Origin of the sequence: Candidatus Izemoplasma sp. (assembly GCA_036172455.1) — a bacterium.
Taxonomy (GTDB): Bacteria; Bacillota_I; Bacilli_A; order Izemoplasmatales; family Izemoplasmataceae; genus JAIPGF01.
Window position 1 is genome coordinate 255,073 of sequence record JAXKVY010000002.1, and the last position, 22,543, is coordinate 277,615.

General features: G+C 34.6%; 21 protein-coding genes, 1 riboswitch and 1 other annotated feature. Of the genes, 2 read left to right on the forward strand and 19 right to left on the reverse strand.

Annotation, left to right across the window (positions count from 1 at the left end; translation table 11 throughout):
• Positions 1-146: 146 nt before the first annotated feature.
• The 13 genes from dnaI to pepV all read right to left on the reverse strand — a co-directional run bounded on the left by dnaI (position 147) and on the right by pepV (position 12,387).
• Complete coding sequence (gene dnaI / locus UMR38_03820) at positions 147-1,028, reverse strand: primosomal protein DnaI (GenBank protein ID MEC9484987.1); 882 nt, start codon at positions 1,026-1,028, stop codon at positions 147-149.
• Between the two features lie 8 nt (positions 1,029-1,036).
• Entirely contained in the window at positions 1,037-2,218 is a 1,182-nt protein-coding gene (locus UMR38_03825; protein ID MEC9484988.1) for a DnaD domain protein, read from the reverse strand.
• 12 nt (positions 2,219-2,230) lie between these two features.
• Positions 2,231-2,596: a hypothetical protein gene (locus tag UMR38_03830; protein ID MEC9484989.1), complete on the reverse strand. Its 366-nt coding sequence runs from the start codon at positions 2,594-2,596 to the stop codon at positions 2,231-2,233.
• A gap of 3 nt (positions 2,597-2,599) precedes the next feature.
• Positions 2,600-3,196, reverse strand: a complete 597-nt coding sequence (coaE, locus tag UMR38_03835; protein ID MEC9484990.1) for a dephospho-CoA kinase — start codon at positions 3,194-3,196, stop codon at positions 2,600-2,602.
• Positions 3,197-3,253: 57 nt separating this feature from the next.
• A complete protein-coding gene (mutM, locus tag UMR38_03840; protein MEC9484991.1) occupies positions 3,254-4,078 on the reverse strand; it encodes a DNA-formamidopyrimidine glycosylase in 825 nt (274 codons plus the stop codon).
• Complete coding sequence (locus tag UMR38_03845; protein ID MEC9484992.1) at positions 4,078-4,581, reverse strand: nitroreductase family protein; 504 nt, start codon at positions 4,579-4,581, stop codon at positions 4,078-4,080. Before UMR38_03845 ends, mutM begins: the two co-directional genes overlap by 1 nt.
• Positions 4,578-5,450 (reverse strand): cation diffusion facilitator family transporter, encoded by an 873-nt coding sequence (locus UMR38_03850; GenBank protein ID MEC9484993.1) that lies wholly within the window; start codon positions 5,448-5,450, stop codon positions 4,578-4,580. Before UMR38_03850 ends, UMR38_03845 begins: the two co-directional genes overlap by 4 nt.
• 7 nt (positions 5,451-5,457) lie before the next feature.
• Entirely contained in the window at positions 5,458-8,079 is a 2,622-nt protein-coding gene (polA, locus tag UMR38_03855) for a DNA polymerase I (protein ID MEC9484994.1), read from the reverse strand.
• 80 nt (positions 8,080-8,159) lie between these two features.
• On the reverse strand, positions 8,160-8,390 hold the full coding sequence (acpP, locus tag UMR38_03860) for an acyl carrier protein (protein ID MEC9484995.1): 231 nt from the start codon (positions 8,388-8,390) through the stop codon (positions 8,160-8,162).
• 70 nt (positions 8,391-8,460) lie between these two features.
• A complete protein-coding gene (locus UMR38_03865) occupies positions 8,461-9,204 on the reverse strand; it encodes a type III pantothenate kinase (protein MEC9484996.1) in 744 nt (247 codons plus the stop codon).
• A 21-nt stretch (positions 9,205-9,225) separates the two neighbouring features.
• Positions 9,226-10,293, reverse strand: a complete 1,068-nt coding sequence (locus UMR38_03870; protein ID MEC9484997.1) for a M42 family metallopeptidase — start codon at positions 10,291-10,293, stop codon at positions 9,226-9,228.
• Positions 10,294-10,303: 10 nt separating this feature from the next.
• On the reverse strand, positions 10,304-10,936 hold the full coding sequence (gene trmB / locus UMR38_03875) for a tRNA (guanosine(46)-N7)-methyltransferase TrmB (protein MEC9484998.1): 633 nt from the start codon (positions 10,934-10,936) through the stop codon (positions 10,304-10,306).
• Between the two features lie 101 nt (positions 10,937-11,037).
• Complete coding sequence (gene pepV / locus UMR38_03880) at positions 11,038-12,387, reverse strand: dipeptidase PepV (GenBank protein ID MEC9484999.1); 1,350 nt, start codon at positions 12,385-12,387, stop codon at positions 11,038-11,040.
• Between the two features lie 171 nt (positions 12,388-12,558).
• On the opposite strand from pepV, the gene UMR38_03885 reads away from it, so the two are divergent.
• Complete coding sequence (locus UMR38_03885; protein ID MEC9485000.1) at positions 12,559-14,616, forward strand: heavy metal translocating P-type ATPase; 2,058 nt, start codon at positions 12,559-12,561, stop codon at positions 14,614-14,616.
• A 13-nt stretch (positions 14,617-14,629) separates the two neighbouring features.
• Complete coding sequence (locus tag UMR38_03890) at positions 14,630-14,929, forward strand: metalloregulator ArsR/SmtB family transcription factor (GenBank protein MEC9485001.1); 300 nt, start codon at positions 14,630-14,632, stop codon at positions 14,927-14,929.
• Between the two features lie 36 nt (positions 14,930-14,965).
• Here the strand turns inward: UMR38_03890 and UMR38_03895 are convergent, their stop codons facing one another.
• The 6 genes from UMR38_03895 to UMR38_03920 form a co-directional block, all read right to left on the reverse strand.
• Positions 14,966-16,408 (reverse strand): EAL domain-containing protein, encoded by a 1,443-nt coding sequence (locus UMR38_03895; protein ID MEC9485002.1) that lies wholly within the window; start codon positions 16,406-16,408, stop codon positions 14,966-14,968.
• A 1-nt stretch (position 16,409) separates the two neighbouring features.
• Entirely contained in the window at positions 16,410-17,435 is a 1,026-nt protein-coding gene (locus UMR38_03900; protein MEC9485003.1) for a rod shape-determining protein, read from the reverse strand.
• A gap of 12 nt (positions 17,436-17,447) precedes the next feature.
• Entirely contained in the window at positions 17,448-18,470 is a 1,023-nt protein-coding gene (locus UMR38_03905; protein ID MEC9485004.1) for a rod shape-determining protein, read from the reverse strand.
• An 11-nt stretch (positions 18,471-18,481) separates the two neighbouring features.
• Positions 18,482-19,513, reverse strand: coding sequence for a rod shape-determining protein (locus tag UMR38_03910; GenBank protein MEC9485005.1), 1,032 nt, complete (start codon positions 19,511-19,513; stop codon positions 18,482-18,484).
• A 133-nt stretch (positions 19,514-19,646) separates the two neighbouring features.
• Positions 19,647-19,730, reverse strand: a riboswitch (cyclic di-GMP riboswitch).
• A 212-nt stretch (positions 19,731-19,942) separates the two neighbouring features.
• The gene (gene tyrS / locus UMR38_03915) at positions 19,943-21,181 is read right to left on the reverse strand and encodes a tyrosine--tRNA ligase (GenBank protein ID MEC9485006.1); all 1,239 of its coding nucleotides are present in this window, start codon (positions 21,179-21,181) and stop codon (positions 19,943-19,945) included.
• Between the two features lie 40 nt (positions 21,182-21,221).
• Positions 21,222-21,422, reverse strand: a binding site (T-box leader).
• Positions 21,418-22,419 (reverse strand): LacI family DNA-binding transcriptional regulator, encoded by a 1,002-nt coding sequence (locus UMR38_03920; protein ID MEC9485007.1) that lies wholly within the window; start codon positions 22,417-22,419, stop codon positions 21,418-21,420. It overlaps the preceding feature by 5 nt.
• Positions 22,420-22,543 lie beyond the last annotated feature (124 nt).

Below are 22,543 nucleotides of genomic sequence, written 5' to 3' on the forward strand. Positions count from 1 at the left end.
AAGTTCTACTCAAAGGGAGTAATGGTTGAATATATGGGGTAGCTTTCACCGTTCTACCTCGCTGTGCCATAGAGCTTCAAACATCATAGCCTTATCATCATATGTCATTCTTATTATAATACAGTCTGTTTATTTGTCAAATCAATTTACATATTATATTCGTCACTTAATGAATGAATCCGTGCAAATATGCGCGCTGCCTTCATTTTTTCAGCTTGTTGGGAATTGACTTTCATATAGTTCACCAATTCTTTTTGACTCACATTTGATGAGAAAAAGGTTGGTAATTCATCAAGTAAACGATGTTGTAAGATAGGACCGAGTACTTCATCTCGAATCCATGCTGATTGTGCTTCTCCACCAATATCATCTAACATTAAAACATCGGCTTGTTTTAACTTACGAATCATGAATTCAAGTGAGTTATCTGAAATCCGTGATTTCATTTCTCTTACTAAATCAGGATAATAGGCAATAATGACATGAGCACCAAGTTTACTCAACTCATTCGCTATCGCCGCGAGTATAAACGTTTTACCTTTTTGGTATTCACCATGTAAATACATGCCTTTTGGTTGATCGTTATGACGATAATCTCGTAAGAATTTAGTGATACGATTATGGATTTCCATACGATTATTCCCACGTTTAAAATCATAGTCACTTAAATCCGCCTCAAAAATCATTTTTGGCATATATAAACTATCAATATTCGCTTCTTTATTATGTTTTGATGCTTGAGCAACATGGTATTGACACCCATGATATACCAAATTGATTTTACCATCTTTATAGACTAATTTTGGACGGTACCCAGTAATATCTTGTTTGCACTCAAAGAGACCTTTACAATCCTTACAATAGGTATTCTCAGTTCTAAAACTAAGCAACCGATTAAGTGCAGGTTCAATATCATCACTCGATAAATCTTGTTCGATGAAAAAGGCATTAATGGCATCATCTTCCATTAACTCTTCTATAATCGCTTCTTTATCAATGTCTGTGTTTTGATTAAATAATTTCTTCATGTTATCACCTAAATATTATCTAGATAATCATCGAGCCAATCAGCTTCAATATCATCTGGTATACGGTTTTTTTCGTTACGACTGCCCTTGGTTTTCAATCGTTGATCACGACTTTTAATGACAGTTATTGCTTCATCAACACTTTTAACCCGTTTGCGTCGCCATTCACTCGCTATCTTATCAAAGTAATTATAGGATGGAAATTCTCCTAAATTCCCAATAACATAAACCAGTAAAAAGTTAATGACTTCTTCATTCAGTTCGAAATTATCCATGATTTTTTCAATAATTTTCAACTCACTAATGGCTGGTTTACCACTCGATAGAATAGAAAGGATCTCTGTCGGTGTCGATGTTTTACATTTTTGCAAGAGTTCTTCATTAGAGATTTTCTTGAGCTTTTCTTTATTGTCTTCTGGTTCTTCTTTTTCGAATTCAAACCAGACACGTGCGTTTTTACTTAGTTTATTCACATCAATATTACGATCTTTGTCAACGCTATCCATAAAGACCTTTTGCATCGTGATTTCATCAAGGTCATACACATACGAGAGTCCGATAATTTTTTCTTTAATCGCTTTTGTAATTTTACGTCGATCAACATAGTTTTTTGATAACCCTTCTAAAAAGACATCAAAATCAAACGCATGATTCACTTGAATTTTCGGCTTATTGCGTTTTACATAATCACCCTTGGTTTCAACTTCTTGATCAAGTGATTCAAAGATCTCATCGAAATGGGTCGAGATATTTCTGTACCCATCTTTTTCTTTGGTTGAGATTCGGAATAAAGATACCAAATCGTCAAAGTGTGATTTCCCAATTTTATTATATAGGTATGCCCCTAATGAGCCGTCTTTAATAAACTCTTCAGCTTGTAATGGACAGATTAATTCATAGAGATATGTTTCGTCATTATGATACGCCACTAATAACCCAACCGCTTCTAATTTCTTACGTGCTTTGATAAAACTATTCGGATTACACTGCATAATATCATATATTTTCGAATGAAAGTATTCTGGACTTTTTAAACGTGCGCGATCGATTAAAGACCAAAGAGTAAAATACAGTGTGGTTGCTTCGCATCCTAAAAGAGGCTGATAGAGTAATGTAAGTACATTACGTTCATCAGCGTCCAAATTTTGATAGGTAATTAATTTAAATTTATCAAGTGAATGGACTTCCATGCGGCCCTCCTATTATGGATGTAGACTGATTCCTTTAAACGGTAATTTTTGATCTAAATAATCGTATACTTCTTGAATTGTTTTTTTCGGTTTGTTCCAACCAATTAAGCCATAGTATTGCACTTTCAAATCAACTGCCGTTTCGACGGGAGTGACTTGTACAATCGATACAATAATATGTGACTTTTTACCTTGTAAATATATTTCGCCATGTGTATCATCGATTGTTTTTGTTGTATAGTCAACGCTTTTGACATAATTCAAAACCCATTCTTTTACTTTCGTGTAATTCGTCTTGTAATAATGTGTTCGTAATCCTTCAATACTATGCATTTCGCGGGTTTCAAGTATCGTTTTTAAAAAGTCTAAGGCACCCATATGTCACACTCCTAGTGTTTCAATTAAGTTATTAAATTGCTTTTTGGTTTCAATAATTGATGTCGAGTTATCAATTACATAATCTGCTTTTTTACGTTTCTCTTCTAAAAACATTTGTGCATTGATTTTTTGTTTTGCAAAGGTATCACTAATTTCATCACGATCAACCAACCGCTCAATTTGTTTTGCTTGATTAACATATACTAATACACTCATATCAACTAATGTGATAAAATCTGTTTCAAACAATAACGGTACATCTATAACAATCACCGGTACATCAAGTACTTTTAGCTTCTCAATTTCCGATAATACAACCCGCTTAACATGCGGATGAACAATATCATTTAATTCTTGTCTAAGTTGTTTATCATTATAGATTAATGCCCCAAGCCGTTTTCTGTTAATCGATTGATCAACGCCTAATATTTTATCACCAAATGCATTGACTAATTCATGATATACAACAGAGTGCTTGTGATATAAATCATGTGCAATTTGATCCGTATCAATAACAGGAATATCAGCTTCTTTGAACATTGAAGATACCGTTGATTTTCCAGAGGCTATCCCGCCTGTTAATCCAATAATCTTTGTCATATAATCACCCACTTTTCCTCAGTAGCATTATATCATAAAACCGTACTAAATTATAGATTAGTATCGTTTCTTTTGACATTTTTTACAATAGTAGGTCCCTCTGCCACCAACTTTAATCTTGAGTATCTCTTGCCCACATTGTTTACATATGTCTTGGCCATGGACATTAAGTTGTTGTTGGAAACGACCAGTAACTCCTAAACTTGAGGTATAACTTCTAATTGTTGTACCACCTTGTTTAATCGCTTCAGTTAAAACATTTCGACTGTATTTTATAATATTTTTTACATCTTTTTTGCGTATATTATGACTCGGTGTTTCAGGGTGAAGTCCACATAAAAATAACACTTCATTCACGTATATATTTCCTAATCCAGCGATAATGTTTTGATCTAATAACGCTGATTTAATTGCGATTGTTTTCCGTTTCAATATAGGATATAAATAATCGACAGTCATCCTGTCATCAAAGGGTTCTGGACCCATCTTTTGAATTGGTTCAAAATCAGGTAAATCAGATTGTTTAATTAAATCAAATGTACCAAATTTACGTGTATCATGATAGCGCATAGTTAGTCCATCTTGAAAATAAAATATGACATGTTCATGTTTATCTTTACCTTGGTCTAAGGGTTTAATAAAATATCGACCTTCCATGCGCAAATGACTAATTAAAAACCAGTCACCAAGATGAAACAAGAGATATTTACCAATCCGACTAATATCTGCGATCGTTGTATTCTCTAAAATGCTTTTAAATTGTTCAATTGATGTATTTCTAACCATTTTTGGAATAAAAACATCCACATCACGAATTGTTTTACCCGCAACAAGATGTTTTAAAGAGCGTTTAACCGTTTCTACTTCAGGTAACTCAGGCACTACTCTTCTCCATAGGTATTATAGTGAACCCGTTTAGGGTCATAACGTAATGTCACAGATGCTTCTTTTTCAGGATACCCTAAGGCAATCATTGAAAATGCATGGCCTTTTTTGATATGTAAGACCTCATCAACATGTGTGAAACGCTCTTCTTTTGGAAATACACCAATCCATACGGCCCCTAAGCTAAGTTCTGTGGCACGTAATAAGATATTTTGGGTAGCGGCTGCACAATCTTGTGGCGCCATTACTGGTGATTTATCCGTTTCTTTCATCACAACAACAATCGCTTTACTAACGTCTTTCAACATCCATGCGCCACGAGATGTCTGCGACAGTTGTTCTAATAAAGAGGCATTATCAACAACAATAAATTCCCAAGGTTGTTGATTGACAGCGCTTGGTGCTTGCATAGCTGCCTTTAATAATTCATCTATGATATCGTTTGGAATTGGTTGGTCAGTATACTGTCTAATACTTTTTCGCTGTAATAATAAACTCATTCTTCTCCTCCTGGGTTAACATGGACACTTACGTGACATATTTTCTCTTGATTTTGTAATAATTCATGAACATTATGCGCAATATCGTGACCTTCTTTCACACTTAAAGTGCCATCAACACGAATATCGACAATTGCTTGAAAGTATGGTCCATAGGCAATCATATCAAGGTGATCAACATTTCTCACACCAGGCACATCTTCAATCAATACCTGATATTTTTCACAGATCTTTTTAGATACACTCTTACCTTGTAGTGAATGAATTGCTTCAAGGATAATCATCAATCCAATACGAACAATGAATAATGCGATGAGTAATGATGCAACGCGATCTCCTTTTTGAAGCCAAATGATATCAAAGTATTGACCAATATATACAAAGATTATCCCAAGGAATACAACACCACTACTAATCATATCACTAAATGATTCCATCCCTGATGCGCGAATAATTTCACTGTTCTCTTCTTTTCCTTTGCGGATTAAATAACGTGCAATTAATAACTTAACGACAATTACAAACGCCACAACTAACAAGGTGATTTGTCCTGGAATCTGAATCGGGTCGTTAAAAGTCATGATCACTCGTTTTCCAAGGTTATACGCAATGGTGATAACTGATATCCCTAAGATTAAACTTAAGACATATTCAAATTTACCATGGCCAAAGGGATGATCATCATCTGCTGGTTTAAAGGAATGACTTATTCCAAGAATGACAAAAACATCACTTAATAAATCACTAATCGAATGCACCCCATCGGCAACAAGGGCAATACTGTTAAATAAAAACCCTGATATAATCTTAACAACAATCAGTAATGCATTCACTGCAAAACTGCGATACATAATTCGTCTTAAACGCATAGGTCACCTACTTTGTTTCGAAATAATTTAGACCTGTGTTTTGATCAACTTTTAAGGGAACATTTAAGGATACACAGGTTTCCATTGTTTCTTTTACTAACTGTTTCATACTATCTATTTCGTCTGGGTGTATATCAAATACAAGTTCATCATGAATTTGTAATAACATGGTTGATTTCAACCCTTTTGCTTGCATTTTCTCATTTAGTCTATTCATTGCTATTTTGATAATGTCAGCGGCACTGCCTTGAATTGGTGCATTCATCGCATTACGTTTACCAGCTTCTTTTTGCATATAAACGCTTGATTGGAGTTCTGGAATATATCTACGACGGCCATACATCGTTTCAACGTAGCCTTCTTCTTTGGCATGCTTGATGACTGAATCCATAAATGTTTTGATACTTGGAAAACGTTTATAATAGCGTTCAATAAATGTTTTCGCATCTTTTTGATTCAGCTCAGTTGAGTCGCTTAAACCCCATGCACTTTGTCCATAAATAATACCAAAATTCACTGCCTTAGCTTGACGGCGTTCTAACGAACTAATATCGTCCTTGTCAAAAAGCAACTTAGCTGTTGCTAAATGGATATCTTCATCATTTTGGAAGGCTTCAATCATTGTCGGTTCATCTGCCATATGTGCTAAGACACGTAATTCAACCTGCGAATAATCTGCGGCAAGTAATTGATGCCCTTCTTTTGGAACGAAAATCTTTCTGATTTCACGACCTTCTTCATATCGAATAGGAATATTTTGTAAATTAGGTTCTACTGAGCTGAGTCTTCCTGTCGAGGTAAAAGCTTGTTTATAGATTGTGTGAATACGCCCATCATCTAACACAGCATTTTGTAATCCTACAATATAGGTTGAATGTAATTTTGATAAGGTTCTATAAGTCATAATTTTGGGTATAATCTCATGATGGTCAACCAACTTTTCAAGAATACTAACGCTGGTTGAATACCCTGTTTTTGTTTTCTTTTTAAACGGCAAATCAAATTTTTCAAATAGAATTTCACCAAGTTGTTGCGGTGAGTTTACATTAAATGTTTCACCCGCTAATTCATGAATCTCTTGGGTAATATGATCAATCCGTTCTTGTAGATTTTCATTTAATTCTTGGAGTTTATCTTGATCAATCAATATGCCTGTATGTTCCATTTTCGCGAGGACACTTGCTAGTGGCAACTCAATATCTGAGAATAATTCATATTGCTTGTTCTCTCGTAATGTTTTATTCAGTTTTGGCATAAGTGTCTGCATTGCGACCGCTTTTTTCACGGCATACTGTGCATAGATTTTTTCTTCAGGGATATGGTATTTAGCCCCTTTGCCATAGACTTCTTCATGGTAAGCAATATCTTCATAATCAAAATGTGATACAATCACTTTAAAGTCTTCCTTGGTATTATTTGGATTCAAGACATAAGCGGCAAGTAATAGATCAAAGCGGACACCATCAATGTCAAGTCCATCTTGTAATAAACACACACGCATTGTTTTTAAATCATAAACATATTTATCCAGCTGATCATCTTTTAAAAATAGTTGGAACTGAAGTGATTGTAATACCACATCATACGGGATAAAGAACTGCCCTTTATCATTGACAAGGCCAAACCCAAGTTTGTCTGCCTCATGATAATAACTATTAAAGGTTTCTAATGTTAAAAAGGTTCGATCTATTAATAGTTCATCTAACTCATAGACATCCTTTATGACTTTATATGATATTTCTTGTTTTTTTGGTATATCATGTTTCTTTTTATACCGTTTAATGAGTGAGTGTAACTCAAGTTCTTGATAAAACGTCATTAGCGCTTCTTCATCCTCTCCATTGAACGCTAAATCATCAAGCGTAAAGGATAACTCTACATCTGTTTTAATGGTCGCTATTTTTTTACATGTACGCGCCATGTCTTCATGAGCCCGCACTTTCTCACCAAGTTTTCCTTTGATGTCATCTTTATGTTCGAAGACACCTTCTAAGGTGTCATATTTTTTCAAGAGTTTTGCGGCTGTTTTTTCACCAACACCTGGGATACCTGGTAAGTTATCACTTGAATCTCCCATGAGTCCTTTCATATCCGTCACTTGATTTGGTGAAACACCTAAACTCTCTTTAACAAGCTCTGGTGTGTATGAAATATAATTTTGCATGCCACGTTTTGAGGCACGCATGGTAACTTTATTGTTAACAAGTTGCAAGAGATCTTTGTCATTACTAATAATTTCAATCTCATCAAAGTCATCCTCATAGGTTTTTGCCAATGTACCGATAATATCATCAGCCTCAATTAATTCCATTTCATGTTTGGTAATCCCTAAAACATCACAGGATGATTTAATCAAATCCACTTGCGACTTGAATTCTTCTGGCATAGGCTTCCGACCACCTTTATATTCTTCATAAGTATCATGTCGGAAAGTTTTACCGCTCTTATCAAAAGCCACTAGAATATGCGTAAATGGCTCTGAAATTAAAGAGTTCATCATATTCACAAACCCAAAAACAGCGTTGGTATATTGCCCTTTTGAGTTTTTCATTAATTGTCCTGAATATGCGGTTGCATAATACGCTCTAAACATTATATTCGATCCATCGACTAGTAATAGTTTTTTCATTAATATTCCACCTCATTCGTTATATCTATTGTAACACAATTCACGCTTTAAAGAAAAAAAATACTCAGGCAAGCTGAGTATTATTTTTCTAATTTTTCTAGGTAATCAACAATGTCATGGACAGTCTTAATTTTTGTAGCTTCACTATCTGCGATTTCGATATCAAATTGTGATTCAATCTCCATAATTAATTCAATTGCATCCAATGAGTCTGCGCCCAGGTCCTCTGATAAATCAGAGTCTAATTTAATATCGTCTGCCTCTATACCTAATTCTTCTGCGATGATATCTTTAACTTTATCAAAAATCATTGTGTCATCCTTTCAGTGAATTTACTCTAATTATAGTGAATTATAAAGTTTTTGTCAATAAGTGTCCTGATTAAGCCTTGTTTTTTTGATAAATCTTAATAAGTCCATGTAAAATTAATTCTGGCTCTAGATGAAAATCAGATGGTAAAATACTCTCGATAAAACGACTTGCCCCACCAGTAATAACGACGGGAGCATCTATCTTGTATTCTTCTTTAACACGCTTAATCATGCCTTCTAACATCGTTATATGTCCAAATAAAATACCTGCGTTTAAACAATCAATTGTATTAGTTGCTAGGACTGAGCGTGGTGTTTTGAACTCAAATTGGCTTAATTGAGAGGCACCACCAACTAAACAATCTCTTTGACTAACAAGACCAGACATAATAGCAACACCGGTAATCACTCTATTTTTAATCAGTGTTAGTGTTGTCGCTGTGCCCATATCCACGACAATAACATTGTCGCCAAATGTGTCTAGTGCGCCTGCGGCTGCACTGACTAAATCTGCGCCTACTTCTTTAGGATTATCTACTTTAATCTTTACCCCTGTTTTAATTCCTGGTGATATAAACATCGGCGTAAAGTCATAATATTTTTCAAACAGACTCTTAAAGATTTCATTCAATTCGGGTACAACGCTTGATATAACAGCATATGTTGCCTGTTCAATGACTGGTTTTAAAATGACATAGTATTCATCTGTTGTTTTAGATTTGTCAGTTGTATAACGATATGTCTCAGATAATGTATTATTATCATATTGACTCAGTACAATATTTGAGTTTCCAATATCTATTAATATAACCATGTCAATCCCAACTTTCTCTATTTATACGTTTTCTTTGATTTGTTTTACTGTGTCTTGATCAAACATTTTCAAAATGGTAAAAATAATCTTTCTCACTTCTTGATAATCGTCTTCTGAAATCATTGATGTCGTTGAATGAATATATCGTGCTGGCATACCGATTGTTGCGACAAGTGTTCCACCATTTTCTAATTGTACACGTGCTGCATCAGTACCACCCATTGATTTGTAATATTGGTATTTGATGTTATTTTCATCTGCGACTTTTGTAATAAAGTCTTTCATTCCTTGATGCATAATAGCACTTGGGTCATAGAATCTTAGTAAGAATCCATCACCAATTGTTCCACTCACATCATCGCCATCAAAAACATCTGCACAAGGACTACAATCAACGGCAATAAAGACATCAGGTTTGACAAGTCCTGCGGCTGTTTGAGCTCCGCGTAACCCGACTTCTTCTTGCACAGTTGCGCCAGTATATAACTCGCATTTCAAATCCTCTTTTGATAGATTTTTAGCTACTTCTAAACTCATACCGCAACCGAATCGATCATCCCATGCTTTAGAAAAATACTTCTTTCCATCTTTTGATACTGTGTAATTGTTATGTGGGACAACTTGTTGACCTATTTTAACACCTAACTCTTTGGCATGGTCTTTTGAATCAGCACCAATATCTAATAATAAATCATTAAATTTCAAAGGTTTAGGTTTCTCGCTACTACCGCGTGTTAAATGCGGTGGTTTAGAAGCTGTAACACCGGGAATTTTTTCTAAATCATCTGTAATGATGTCCATATGTTGACTTAAAAAGACGTTCCCATGAACACCACCTAAGTTTGTCATTTTCACTAATCCATTATCTTTGATTCCAGTAACAACGGCACCAACTTCATCCATGTGTCCAGCAATCATAACTTTTGGTCCATCAGACCCTTTGTTTATGATGCCAAAAACACTCCCTAAACGGTCTTCAATGACGTCTTCGGTAAATTCTTCTAAGTGCTTTTTCATATAATCTTTAACGGATTTTTCAAAACTTGGAGCACCAGGTAAATCAACTAACTCTTTGTAAAATTTTTCCATTCATATCCTCCTAAAATTTAGCAATTAATTTATTAATATGTTGATGTAATTTCTTAAATTTTTCTTCAAACTCTGTCATTACATTCGGATGAGAAGCATCGTTATGTAAGTCACGTGTTTGATAGGTGATTGTCATTGGATATGATGTAACTGATTCCAATGAATACGTAAAAAATGGATCATTATCCGTCTTAAAATGTAAATCCCCATCATCTATCAATAATGTCTCATACATCTTCAGAAAACGATGATGTGTTAAGCGTCTTTTCTCATGGCGATTTTTCGGCCATGGATCACTAAATGTTAAATAGATTCGTTCAATGCTGCTGGGATTGAAAAAATTGAGTAAGAAGTTCGCATCAGCACGTAATAATAACAAATTATCTAATGGTTCTTCAATTAATTTTTCTAACGCTCTAACGATGACACTGTCATATTTTTCAATACCCACAAATTGAATATCAGGATGGTTCTTAGCCAACGTATAAATAAACTGACCTTTACCCATGCCAATTTCTACATGGATCTTTTTTTTAGTAAATTTTTGATCTAATAATAACGTTTCACCCTTCGTGTGGTCAATAATAAATTTCGGATGATTTTTGATTTTTTCTTTGGCACCTTTTACATGTCGTAATCTCATATTATCACTCTTAAATTTAACTTAATTCTCAATAGCATTATTATAGCATTTTGTGTTATCAAACTCAAACCTAAAACCAAAAAAGAAGCACGATGTGCTTCTTAAGCTTCTTTGGTTAATTGATATAACGATTCCATATAGATAGCTGTTGCTTTTAAAAGATCTTCAACCACCATATATTCATCCACTTGATGCGCTACTTCTTTACGTCCTGGCATTAATGGACCAAATGCGACTGCCTTATCTAGTGAACGTGCATAAGTTCCGCCACCAATAGTAATCGGTTCAGTATCATCATCAGTATATTTTCGGTAAGCTTTAAGTAAGGTTTGTACAAGACTATCTTCTTTTTCAACGTAATGTATAGGCATGTCATTTTTGTTCGTGTATATAAAGCCATTTTCTTTTAAACTACGTTGAATAGACTCAACAGCTTTTTCCTTGTTCCATCCTTTAGGATAACGACAATTGACACCAATTTTAAAGTTTGCCCCGTCATAATGAAAAACAGCAGGGTTCATTGTGAACTCTTTCATTTCATCATCGTAGTGATCAATTTCTAATTTTTCACCTAAATAATCAAATGACAGATAATCATTAATATATTTAATAAAGTCATTATCAGTATGTTCATTTAAAAATTGCGCTAAGATAAATGCAGCATTAATGCCAACATTTGGTTGCATCGCGTGTGCGCGTTTTCCATATACAGTGTATGTATCACCTTCTACTTTACCTTTAAAGCCATTAAAACTTAAAAAGTTTTCAAAAGCCTCACTAACATCTTTTTTTAGCACGCATGTAGCGACATCAGGTACGACGTTATACCGATTTCCCGATTCAAATGAAATAAGGGTATCATCTTTTACTTCGCCTGTTAAATCAAATGAGAAAATACCCTTTTCACCATATATTAACGGAAACATCGCATCAGGTGCAAATCCAACTGACGGCATCTCTTCTGTTTTAAAATATTCATGAATACCTCGCCACGCTGTTTCTTCATCTGTACCTAATATGATACGGATCCGTTTTTTAGGCGTGAACCCTGATTCTTTTAATAATTTAAGGGCAAAATAGGCTGCCATAGTAGGTCCTTTATCATCGTTTGAACCCCGGGCGAAAATCTTGCCATTTTTTACAAATGGATCAAATGGTGGATGTGTCCATCCATCTCCTGAAGGAACAACATCTAAATGACATAATACACCAATAATGTCCTCTCCTTCTCCAAATTCGATATGACCGGCGTAGTTCTTAACATTCTTAGTAATGAAGCCATCTTCTTTGCCAAGTGTTAACATATATTGTAAAGCTTCTTGGATAGATTCACCGAATGGTGTCTCACTGTTTTCATCAAATTGGTCCAAGACACTCGGTATCGATAATAACTCTTTTGTCTTCTTAATAATCTGCTCTTTATTATCAAGAACATTTTCCATAAAATCCATGGAATCACCTCTTCAACTAAATATAACACTTTATTAATCTTTTTGCAATTAGGAAGTATGCTTTTTATGATCAGGTTTTCAGTAAAAAGATTTGACATGTGAGTCGTGATTCATATATAATAGACTAAGGTATAAGTATAAGGGGGAAGGAATCTCGAAGAGGTGACTTTCATGATAACAAAAATAGTAATGAAAAATTTAATGTGCTCAACATGTGCGGGAAAAATAGAACGTGAACTTAAAAAATTACCCAACATAAATTCAGCTACATTTAATTTTCCTAATCAAGTAATGTTAATGGATGTAACAGAAGATTTTGATGAAACTGATGCATTACCAAAAATAAAAGAAATCGTTGATTCAATAGAAGATGGTGTAGAAACCTATCCATATAGTAAACGTAATCTCATTGAAACAAAAAAACGTATTGATACATATTATACGTTTTTCATTGGGGTCACGATCTATATTATAGGCTTTTTACTCCAATATTTTAATATCTACTGGATAGAATACTCATTATACTGGGTAGGTTATCTCTTTATCGCTTATAAAATTATGTCCAAAACAATACGCGGTTTAAAACGAAAAGATTTCTTTAATGAAAACACCTTAATGATCATCGCAACCATAGCTGCTATGTTTGTTGGCCATCCGTATGAAGCAGCGCTTGTTATTATCCTTTATACTGCAGGTGAGTACTTACAACATCGTGCTGTACATCGCAGTAAAAATGATATTTCTAATTTAATTGATTTAAAAGTAGAATATGCCAATATTTTAGAAAATGATGAGATTGTTATTAAAGATCCCATGTATATCACTAAAGGTGATATTATTGTGGTTAGAAACGGCGAAAAGATACCGATAGACGGTTTCATTATTAAAGGAACGACTTCCTTAAATACTAGTGCATTAACGGGAGAAGCTAAATTATCTACTGTTAAAAAAGGTGACTATGTATTAAGTGGAAATATCAATGTGGGTAACGTGATTCACATAGAAGCAAAAAAAGAGTATAAAGAATCAACCATTTCCAAAATGCTTGATTTGATCGAAAACTCAACCACACACAAAGCAAAAGCTGAAAACTTTATCACTAAGTTTGCGCGCTATTATACACCAACAGTCACAGCCCTCGCATTATTAATGGTTATCATTCCAAGTTTAGTTAACCCTAGTGGTTATCAAGATTATATTTACCGTGCAGCCCAGTTTCTTGTGATTAGTTGTCCATGTGCTTTAGTGCTTGGTATCCCTCTATCTTACTTCGCCGGTATTGGTGCTTCAGCAAGACGCGGAATTTTATTTAAAGGTAGCAGTTATCTTCATATGATTACCAATATCGACAGCATTGGTATTGATAAAACAGGTACCTTAACTCATGGCGACTTTCAAGTCAGTGATTACACAAGTGATCTTGCCTTAGAACTCGCCGCAAGTGTTGAAAACTATAGTAACCACCCCATCGCAAAATCGATTGTATCATATTATAAAGGTCCGTTAAAAGAATTTGACAATGTCACTGAACTACCGGGATTTGGACTTGTAGTTGAAGACAAACAAGGTAAAATTTTAGTCGGAAACCGTAAACTCATGAATAAAAATAATATTTCTGTAAAAGATAAAAAAACACTCACTGGCTCAAATGTATATGTCGCTAGATATGGAAAATACATAGGTAAAGTTGTGGTAAGTGATACAATTAAGAACTCAAGTTTTAACACATTAAGACGGTTATCTTATGAATATGATATTACAATGCTTACTGGAGATAACGACGCCATCGCAAAAGAAGTATCAATGGAACTTGGTGGTATCAAATACAGAAGCGATTTATTGCCTGAAGACAAAATTGATGCGTTTAACGATATTGAATCAAAAGGATATAAATTATTCGTCGGAGATGGAATCAATGATGCCCCATTACTAAAACAAGCAGATATTGGCGTTGCCATGGGGGATGGAAGTGAACTAGCCATTGATGTTGCCGATGTTATCATCATGAAAAATGATATTGGCTTACTAGAAAAAGCATTCCGAATAGCTAAAAAGACAAAGCGTATTGTCTATCAAAACATCACTATTAGTTTAGGCGTCAAAGCCTTATTCCTTCTTCTTGCAGCTTTTGGTATAAGCCGGATGTGGATGGCCATATTCGCTGATGTTGGCATCACATTAATCGCTATTCTTAATAGTTTACGTTTAATCTATTCAAAACGATTATAAGGGGGGTATTTTTATGAGTAAGAACCATTTATCAGATCTTGAAAGAACAGTTAACCTATTCAAGATTTATTCAGACTATACACGACTCAGAATCATTGATTTGCTATCTAAAGCAGAGCACTGTGTTCAAGAAATCTCGCTTGCGTTAGATACTTCACAGTCAGCTATTAGTCATCAACTAAAGCAATTACGGGACAACAACGTGGTGTCTGCTCGAAAAGAAGGCAAACAGGTCTTCTATTCACTAAAAGATAATCATGTAAAAGAAATATTTTTAACCGCTTATTCACATATTACAGAATGTGACGACTAAAAAAGTAGAGCTCTCACTCTACTTTTTTTATTGGTGTTAAAACAAATCTTGAATACCGTCTCGATATTTGTATAGATATTCATAAATCAATGTTTTGTTTAGAGGTGGGGTGAAATAATAGCCCTGTACATAATCAACACGGCACTCCCTTGTAAATTCAAGTTGTTGCTTTGTTTCAACACCTTTACTCATTATTTCATAACCAAAGTGGCGTGCAATACGCACAAATTGCTTATAAAACGTCTGCTTTGTTTTCCCACTATATTTATTAGGTAACATTTTAGCATTTAATTTAATGGTCTTGATGTCAACATCGAGTAACGAATCAAAAATATTATGAATTGCTTCTATGGTGTCTACTGAGAATCGAAACCCAATTTCTTCTAAATTTTTAATGGCTTTGATTACACGCTCATCGTGTAATGACTGTTCTGAAATATCAAATTCTATATTTCTTAAGTCAATATCATACGTATGAATGAGTTCTAACAATTCCGCTTTTTTTATTGATGTTAAAGCGCGTGAAGATATATTTAAAACAATTTTAAAAGCATCAGAAACTAATTGTTCTCTTTTCCAATAGGCGTACTGTTTAAAGGTTTTTTTTATGATACGTAAATCAATTTCGCGCATAATATTTTTTTCATATGCGATATCTTTAAACTTATTTGCCTCAATCACACGATAGCCATTTTGTTCCCACCGTAAGAGACTCTCAACACCAACAATATTTAAATTATCTTTAGAGAATATCGGTAAAAAGTGGGGTTCAAACTCATCCAAATCTAATCCTTTTTCTAATGTTTGATAGAATAATCTCGTGTCATTATAAACGATACGCATTTTATCATCAGCTATTAAATAGTGCTGATGTTTTATTTTTGCTTGCATCATTGCAAATTGTGCTAGTGATACAAGTTGATCAAATGATTTGATGTGTTGGCTATAACCAATACTTCCGGATCCAATCACACAATCACCGTAATACATACTGCCATGAATCTCAAATTCTGTCTGTCTAATGTGTTTATAAAGTTTACGCATCATAGTGAGTTGTTCATCATGGCGCAATGCTTCATTAGACAAGTCATCTGATGAGAACTTACCAACGACAACCAGTTGATTAACCGCATATAGAAATGTTGGTGACTCAAAGGTGTCTTTTAAACTGCGATAAATATTCTGGGCAATAGAATCTGTTAGTTTAAGGTCAAAAAACTGGCTATACATTGGCAAATTTTTTATTTCAATAAACATTACAAAGTAATGTGTACTGACTCTACGGTTAAAGTGTTTCGCTATTTTCGCTTTTGAGACCACTAATTTGACATCTTTTTGCTCATTTTGATAATACAGTATTAAAGCAAACCCCATCAAACTTAATAGTACAACGATTATATTTTGTGTAATAATGGATTGGATAATTAAGATACTGATTCCAAGTAGCCCAAAATAGAATGTTGCCGAAAACTTCTTCACATTATTCCACAGGTTTTACGTAATAATTACCACGGTTTCGCAATAAAACTTTGGTTCCCTCAACAATCGCAGTCAGTGGATTTTTAGCAATGTGTACTTCTAATCCAACTTCTTCTTCGAAGAATTCTTTGACGCCATCAATTAAGGCACAACCACCATTAACAAACATACCGCTTTCAATAATATCAGCACTTAATTCCGGTGGTGTACTTTGCAAAACCTTTAATATAGTATTGGTAATGTTTTGGAATGGTTCAATGAACAAGTCTCTTATTTCAGACTGCTTGACTTCAATTTGTCTTGGTAACCCTGATACAATATCGCGTCCATTTGCATGGGAAACTTTTTCTTCTTTAAGGTCTTTACGCACGGTCCCAATGTCTTCTTTAATCCGCTGCGCTGTTTTCTTACCCACTAAGATACCATGGTTATATTGTAAATGATTAATAATTACATTATCGAGATAATTCCCTGCCACTCGCAGTGATTCACTGACAACAATATCTCCAAGTGATAATACACCAATATCAGTACTCCCGCCTCCAATATCTACAATTAAATGTCCTATACTATCATAAATATCTAGACCAGCACCGATTCCACCGGCTTTTACTTCTTCTTCGATGAAGACATCTGGAACATTCATACTTTTTGCTAGATCTGTCATCGCATCCCGTTCAATTTGTGTTACCTCACTTGGACAACAAATTAGCAATGTTGAAGTTTTTAACTGAACATCGACTTTTTCAGCTTTTTTGACGGCAAATTCAATCATTTTTTTAGCCGCATACATATCGGAAATAACACCTTGATTTAACGGACTTACAATGCGAATTCCATGATGTCCCCGTCCAATCATCGTGTCAGCACTATTACCAACGGCAATAACTTCATTTGTCTCATAGTCTAACGCTATTACACTTGGTTCGTTAAAGATGATTCCTTCACCTTCAACATACACCAATAAATTTGCTGTTCCTAAATCTATTCCAACCTTAATGGCTTTTAAATCGTCTTTTTTACTCATCATTTTCACCTCTTATAATTTCAATGGATTTACTAAATAATCGCCACGATTTTTCAGTAAATACTTAGAGCCTTCAGCGACACAAGTCAATGGATTAGGAACTACTTTAACTGGTACATTGATGCGTTTTTTAACAAATTCTTCAACGCCTTTAACAAGGCTTCCGCCACCAGTTAAATAGATACCATGCTTATAGATGTCCGCACTTAGTTCAGGCGGCGTATCCTTCAAGACTGCACTGATTAGTTTGACAATTTCTTCATAAATTGGTGTGATGACTTTTAAGACATCTTCGTTCGTGATTGTTACCCATTTAGGCACACCACGTACAATGTCACGCCCTGCGAAGCGCATTGATTTATCAACGGCGTCTTCACGTAAATCAGCCAAATTAATTTTAGCCTTCTCACTTGTTAATTCACCAATTTCAACTTTATCTTTTTGTTTGACATATTTTGCTAATTCGCTATCAATGTAGTTACCTGCCATACGAATTGTACGCGATAATACGATGTCACCATAAGACATGATTCCAACATCAGTAGTTCCACCACCAATATCGACCATCATGACACCTTTCGATTCAAAAATATCAATATTTGATCCGAGGGCTGCTGATTTGATTTCTTCATCAATCAATACTTCTTGCATACCCATATTAGTCGCTAACTCAATAATGATATCCCGTTCAATTTTTGTTACTTCACTTGGGCAACACATTACACTAGAGGTATTACTTAAATCTTCATCTGTTAAATCTTCAATTTGAGTAAGAACATATCTAAGCAATAATTTAGCAGCTTTCATATCACTAATAACACCATTTTTTAATGGTTTGATTACTTCTATTTTACTGTGCACTTTTCCTAACATTTTGTGAGCATCGGTTCCTGCTGCAACAATTTTACCACTTTCACGATCAAACGCGATTACGCTTGGTTCGTTAAATATAATGCCTTTTTGTTCTAAAAAGACAAGCAAATTCGCTGTACCGAGGTCAATGCCAATACCAATTCTTTTTTTATTTTTTGCCATTGTTTACCCTCCTAAAATTCTCCAAAATAGTGTTTTTGATCTATTTTGAGTAATTTTTTTGTTCCATCTACGACGTCCGTCAATGGTGTTTCTGATATATGGATATCAACATGCGTTACATCTTCAAAATATGTCTTTATACCACGTATCATGGCACCACCACCAGTGATGATAATTCCATTATCAATAAGGTCTCCAGATAATTCAGGTGGGGTCGATTCTAAGGTTCCTATTAAACTTGCTTTAAGTGCTTCAAAACATTCAAGCAAGACTTTACGAATTTCTTCAGCTTTTAGGACAACCATTTTTGGTAATCCCCCAACTAAATCACGACCCATCACTTCAAAAGTGAGCACATTACCATTCTCATCTGTTGGTAAATCTCCCGTTAAAGAAGCTAGATGAACCTTTGCGTTCTCTGCTGTTTGTGGTCCGATTTCTAATTGATGTGTTTCTTTGACATACTCCGTAATTTGCTTATCAAAATATGATCCTGCAACAGTGATCGTTCTTGATAAAACGACATCACCAAGTGATAACACACCAAAGTCTGTCGTTCCACCACCGATGTCCATAACGAAACGTCCTGATGGATGGAAGATATCGACGCCGCATCCAATGGCTGCAGCTTTAATCTCTTCATCAATACGGGTGTCTTCTACACCAAGTTCTTTCCCCAATCGTAAGATGGCAGCTTTCTCTGTTTCTGATATCTCAGATGGGATACAAATTAATAATCGAGCGATCTGATTTGTACTATTCACAAATAACTTATCAAATGTAAATAGAAGAATTTCTTTTATCATTCCGATATCAGAAATCACTCCATTGCTGAGTGGTTTAATGACTTCAATTTTGTCATGTACTTTACCGACTAATTCAGCCGCTTCGTAACCCACTGATACAACCTTTTGTGTCAATTTATCTACTGCAATATAACTAGGTTCGTTAAAAACCGTCCCTCGGCCTTCAACATAAATCAGAAGATTTGAAGTTCCTAAATCCACACCAACGTTTAGTTTGCCTTTTGGTTTGTCACTCATTTAAAAATCCTCCTATAGTTTATTTGCATAAAATAAATAAAAAATACGCCTAATAAATATTAGGCGTACGCATTTCGCAATATAAACAAGATGTCTCAAAAAAACAACATACATGTCCTGTTTCATAATAAAATATTGCGGCCCAGCCGGCATCGGTAAAACCATTAGCCCTGTGACTTTGCGTCTACACATTTCTGTGTATTTGCCCTTTGAATATTTATCTTATACAATTACAGTCTACGTGAGAAAATGCCCTTTGTCAAGGTATATTTTTAAATTTGGACAAATATGATAAAAGTATAGATTATCTCTTATCTAGGCTGTATATTGATTTTTGACATCATTTTACATATATTCTTATTAACAGAGTTAATAAAAATTAATTTATATTTTTTTCTTTACAAAAACACATCCCGAAGGATGCTTTTGTTATTTGTGTTTGATTAATGCATAACGTTTTTTACCACGTCTTAAAACAGTAAATGTTTGATCTATTGCGCCACTTTGTTTAATAATGAACTCAAGATCTTTCACTTTATCTCCATTCACACTGATGGCATTATTTTTAATAAACTCGCGCGACTCACGTCTACTCTTTGCTAAGCCAGCAGCTATTAAGGTATCAATAAGTGAAGTATCTTCTTCTAATGTAATACTTGGCACGTCTTTAAACCCTTCTGATATCTCAGAAACGTTTAATGATTTAATATCACCTTTGAATAATGCATTAGAAATTCTTACAGCAGACTCGTATGCTTCTTGACCATGTACTAATGTAGTTAGTTCTTCTGCAATTGTTTTTTGGGCTAAGCGTCTGTGTGGTGCCGCTTTAAATTCTTCAATAATTGTTTGTGTTTCTTCAACCGTTTTAAAGGTGAATTTTTTCAATAATGAAATCGCATCATCATCACTTGCATTAATCCAATATTGGTAGAATTCGTAAGGTGTTGTACGTTTAGGATCAAGCCATACAGCCCCACCTGCCGTTTTACCAAATTTAGTCCCATCCGCCTTAGTTAAGAGTGGCCATGTCAGTCCATAAGCCTTGGCTTCATGCCCTTGTGTCTTACGAATCAACTCAAGACCCGCAGTAATATTACCCCATTGGTCTTGGCCACCAATTTGTAATGTACAGTTTTCTTCTTTATATAGATGCATGAAATCTAAGGATTGAATAATTTGGTACGTAAACTCTGTAAAACTAATTCCATTTTCTAAACGTGATTTCACACTGTCCTTTTGGATCATATGGGTGATATTAAAATGTTTTCCTATATCTCTTAAAAAACGAATAATATCAAATTTCTTGATCCAATCATAGTTATTGACCACGTGTGCATCTGGCAAGATATTAAGTACTTGTTTAGTAATGGCTTCTGCGTTACTTAAAGTCTCTTCTAACGTTAGCAAATTACGTTCATTACTCTTCCCACTTGGGTCACCAATTAACCCTGTTCCTCCACCAATGACTAAGATTGGGTTATGTCCTCTGTCTTGTAATCGTTTTGATACTAAGTAGCTAATAAGATGTCCGACGTGTAAACTATCCGCAGTTGGATCAGCCCCCACATAAAAGGTTACTTTTTCATTTTCTAACACAGATTCAATTGCTTCATCAGTTACATCATATATTAAGCCACGCCACTTTAATTCTTCTAATAATGTCATTTCTATTTCCTCCTTTTTCATATAAAAAGTCCGTCCTTCATAAAAGGACGGACAATATTTCCGCGGTACCACCTTAATTCTAAGACATTTGTCTTAGCACTCAATGAAGATAACGGATTCACCGTTTATGCTTTGCACATAAATGCTCCTAAGTGTAACCATATCACTTATTCTCAGTTTCCACCAACCACTGATTCTCTATCCAATAAGTCTGATATGCATGCTTAATCATTGCATTATTTTGTTGTTTTTCTTAATACAATAGAGTGTGGTAACTTAACCACTCGCTCATCTACTTCTTCTTTGTTCATTAATTTTGTTAACAGGCGCATTCCAACAGCCCCTAAGTCATAAATAGGGACATCGACACAACTTAATTGTGGTCGAGATAATCGAGCATATTTCGTGTTTTGGAAACCAACAACACCAATATCATTTGGTACGTTTACTTCATTCGCAAATGCGACATTCATAAATGAAATCGCAATCGAATCACGTACAGCCACAACACCATCAACTTTATTATCTTTAAAATATTCGTTAAAGTGTTCAGTATTAATTGAAATACGACCACTTGTGCGCATCACTTTTGATGGTAAATTCGCTTCATTTACAGCGCGTAAATATCCCGCTTCTTTGAGATCATTTACCATATACTTTCTCACTGTTGATACCATATAAATATTTTTTCTACCTTCATCAATTAACTTTTTCGTAATTTCATATCCAGCACGTTCATAATCAATCGATACCGATGGTATTTCATTATCCTCTGGATAGAAGGTATTGGTTAATACAACTGGAATTTGATATGTATTTTTTATCGTTTTTAAGAAAGCATACTGTGCCTCAGTAATTTCATCATTAAGATATAAAATACCATCCACTTGTGCCGCTATAATCTCTCTTAAAATATCTTCCTCACTCGCTTCTTCACTTTCTAAGATATAGAGCAAGATAGAATACTTATAAACTCGGGCAATATCGGCAATTCCATTCATCATCTCGGCAATACTTGCACGAGACATATCTGGTACAACGACAGCGACTGTTGTACTTTTGCGACTAGCGAGTCCTTTTGCGAATGCATTAGGTTTATAGCCTAACTCTTCAATTACTTTTAACACGCGTTCGCGTGTTTCTGGTTTTACTTTTTCTGGATTATTAATAGCACGAGATACTGTTGCTAAACTCACACGAGCAGCACCAGCTACATCATAAATTGTTGCTTTACTCATACTTTAGCACCTTCTTTCTATCATACTAAATTATATCACAAGTGAAAATGTTTTCAAGTAGAAAGGGCACAAAAATGAAAAGTTTTCATTTTTTTGTGCACATTACACATATGTAATAAAAAAA

Coding starts and splice junctions, on each gene's coding strand:
- dnaI (MEC9484987.1), bottom strand. CDS start 1,028: ATGAAGAAATTATTTAATCAAAACACAGACATTGATAAAGAAGCGATT.
- UMR38_03825 (MEC9484988.1), bottom strand. CDS start 2,218: ATGGAAGTCCATTCACTTGATAAATTTAAATTAATTACCTATCAAAAT.
- UMR38_03830 (MEC9484989.1), bottom strand. CDS start 2,596: ATGGGTGCCTTAGACTTTTTAAAAACGATACTTGAAACCCGCGAAATG.
- coaE (MEC9484990.1), bottom strand. CDS start 3,196: ATGACAAAGATTATTGGATTAACAGGCGGGATAGCCTCTGGAAAATCA.
- UMR38_03845 (MEC9484992.1), bottom strand. CDS start 4,581: ATGAGTTTATTATTACAGCGAAAAAGTATTAGACAGTATACTGACCAA.
- UMR38_03850 (MEC9484993.1), bottom strand. CDS start 5,450: ATGCGTTTAAGACGAATTATGTATCGCAGTTTTGCAGTGAATGCATTA.
- polA (MEC9484994.1), bottom strand. CDS start 8,079: ATGAAAAAACTATTACTAGTCGATGGATCGAATATAATGTTTAGAGCG.
- acpP (MEC9484995.1), bottom strand. CDS start 8,390: ATGATTTTTGATAAAGTTAAAGATATCATCGCAGAAGAATTAGGTATA.
- UMR38_03865 (MEC9484996.1), bottom strand. CDS start 9,204: ATGGTTATATTAATAGATATTGGAAACTCAAATATTGTACTGAGTCAA.
- UMR38_03870 (MEC9484997.1), bottom strand. CDS start 10,293: ATGGAAAAATTTTACAAAGAGTTAGTTGATTTACCTGGTGCTCCAAGT.
- trmB (MEC9484998.1), bottom strand. CDS start 10,936: ATGAGATTACGACATGTAAAAGGTGCCAAAGAAAAAATCAAAAATCAT.
- pepV (MEC9484999.1), bottom strand. CDS start 12,387: ATGGATTTTATGGAAAATGTTCTTGATAATAAAGAGCAGATTATTAAG.
- UMR38_03885 (MEC9485000.1), top strand. CDS start 12,559: ATGATAACAAAAATAGTAATGAAAAATTTAATGTGCTCAACATGTGCG.
- UMR38_03890 (MEC9485001.1), top strand. CDS start 14,630: ATGAGTAAGAACCATTTATCAGATCTTGAAAGAACAGTTAACCTATTC.
- UMR38_03900 (MEC9485003.1), bottom strand. CDS start 17,435: ATGAGTAAAAAAGACGATTTAAAAGCCATTAAGGTTGGAATAGATTTA.
- UMR38_03905 (MEC9485004.1), bottom strand. CDS start 18,470: ATGGCAAAAAATAAAAAAAGAATTGGTATTGGCATTGACCTCGGTACA.
- UMR38_03910 (MEC9485005.1), bottom strand. CDS start 19,513: ATGAGTGACAAACCAAAAGGCAAACTAAACGTTGGTGTGGATTTAGGA.
- tyrS (MEC9485006.1), bottom strand. CDS start 21,181: ATGACATTATTAGAAGAATTAAAGTGGCGTGGCTTAATATATGATGTA.
- UMR38_03920 (MEC9485007.1), bottom strand. CDS start 22,419: ATGAGTAAAGCAACAATTTATGATGTAGCTGGTGCTGCTCGTGTGAGT.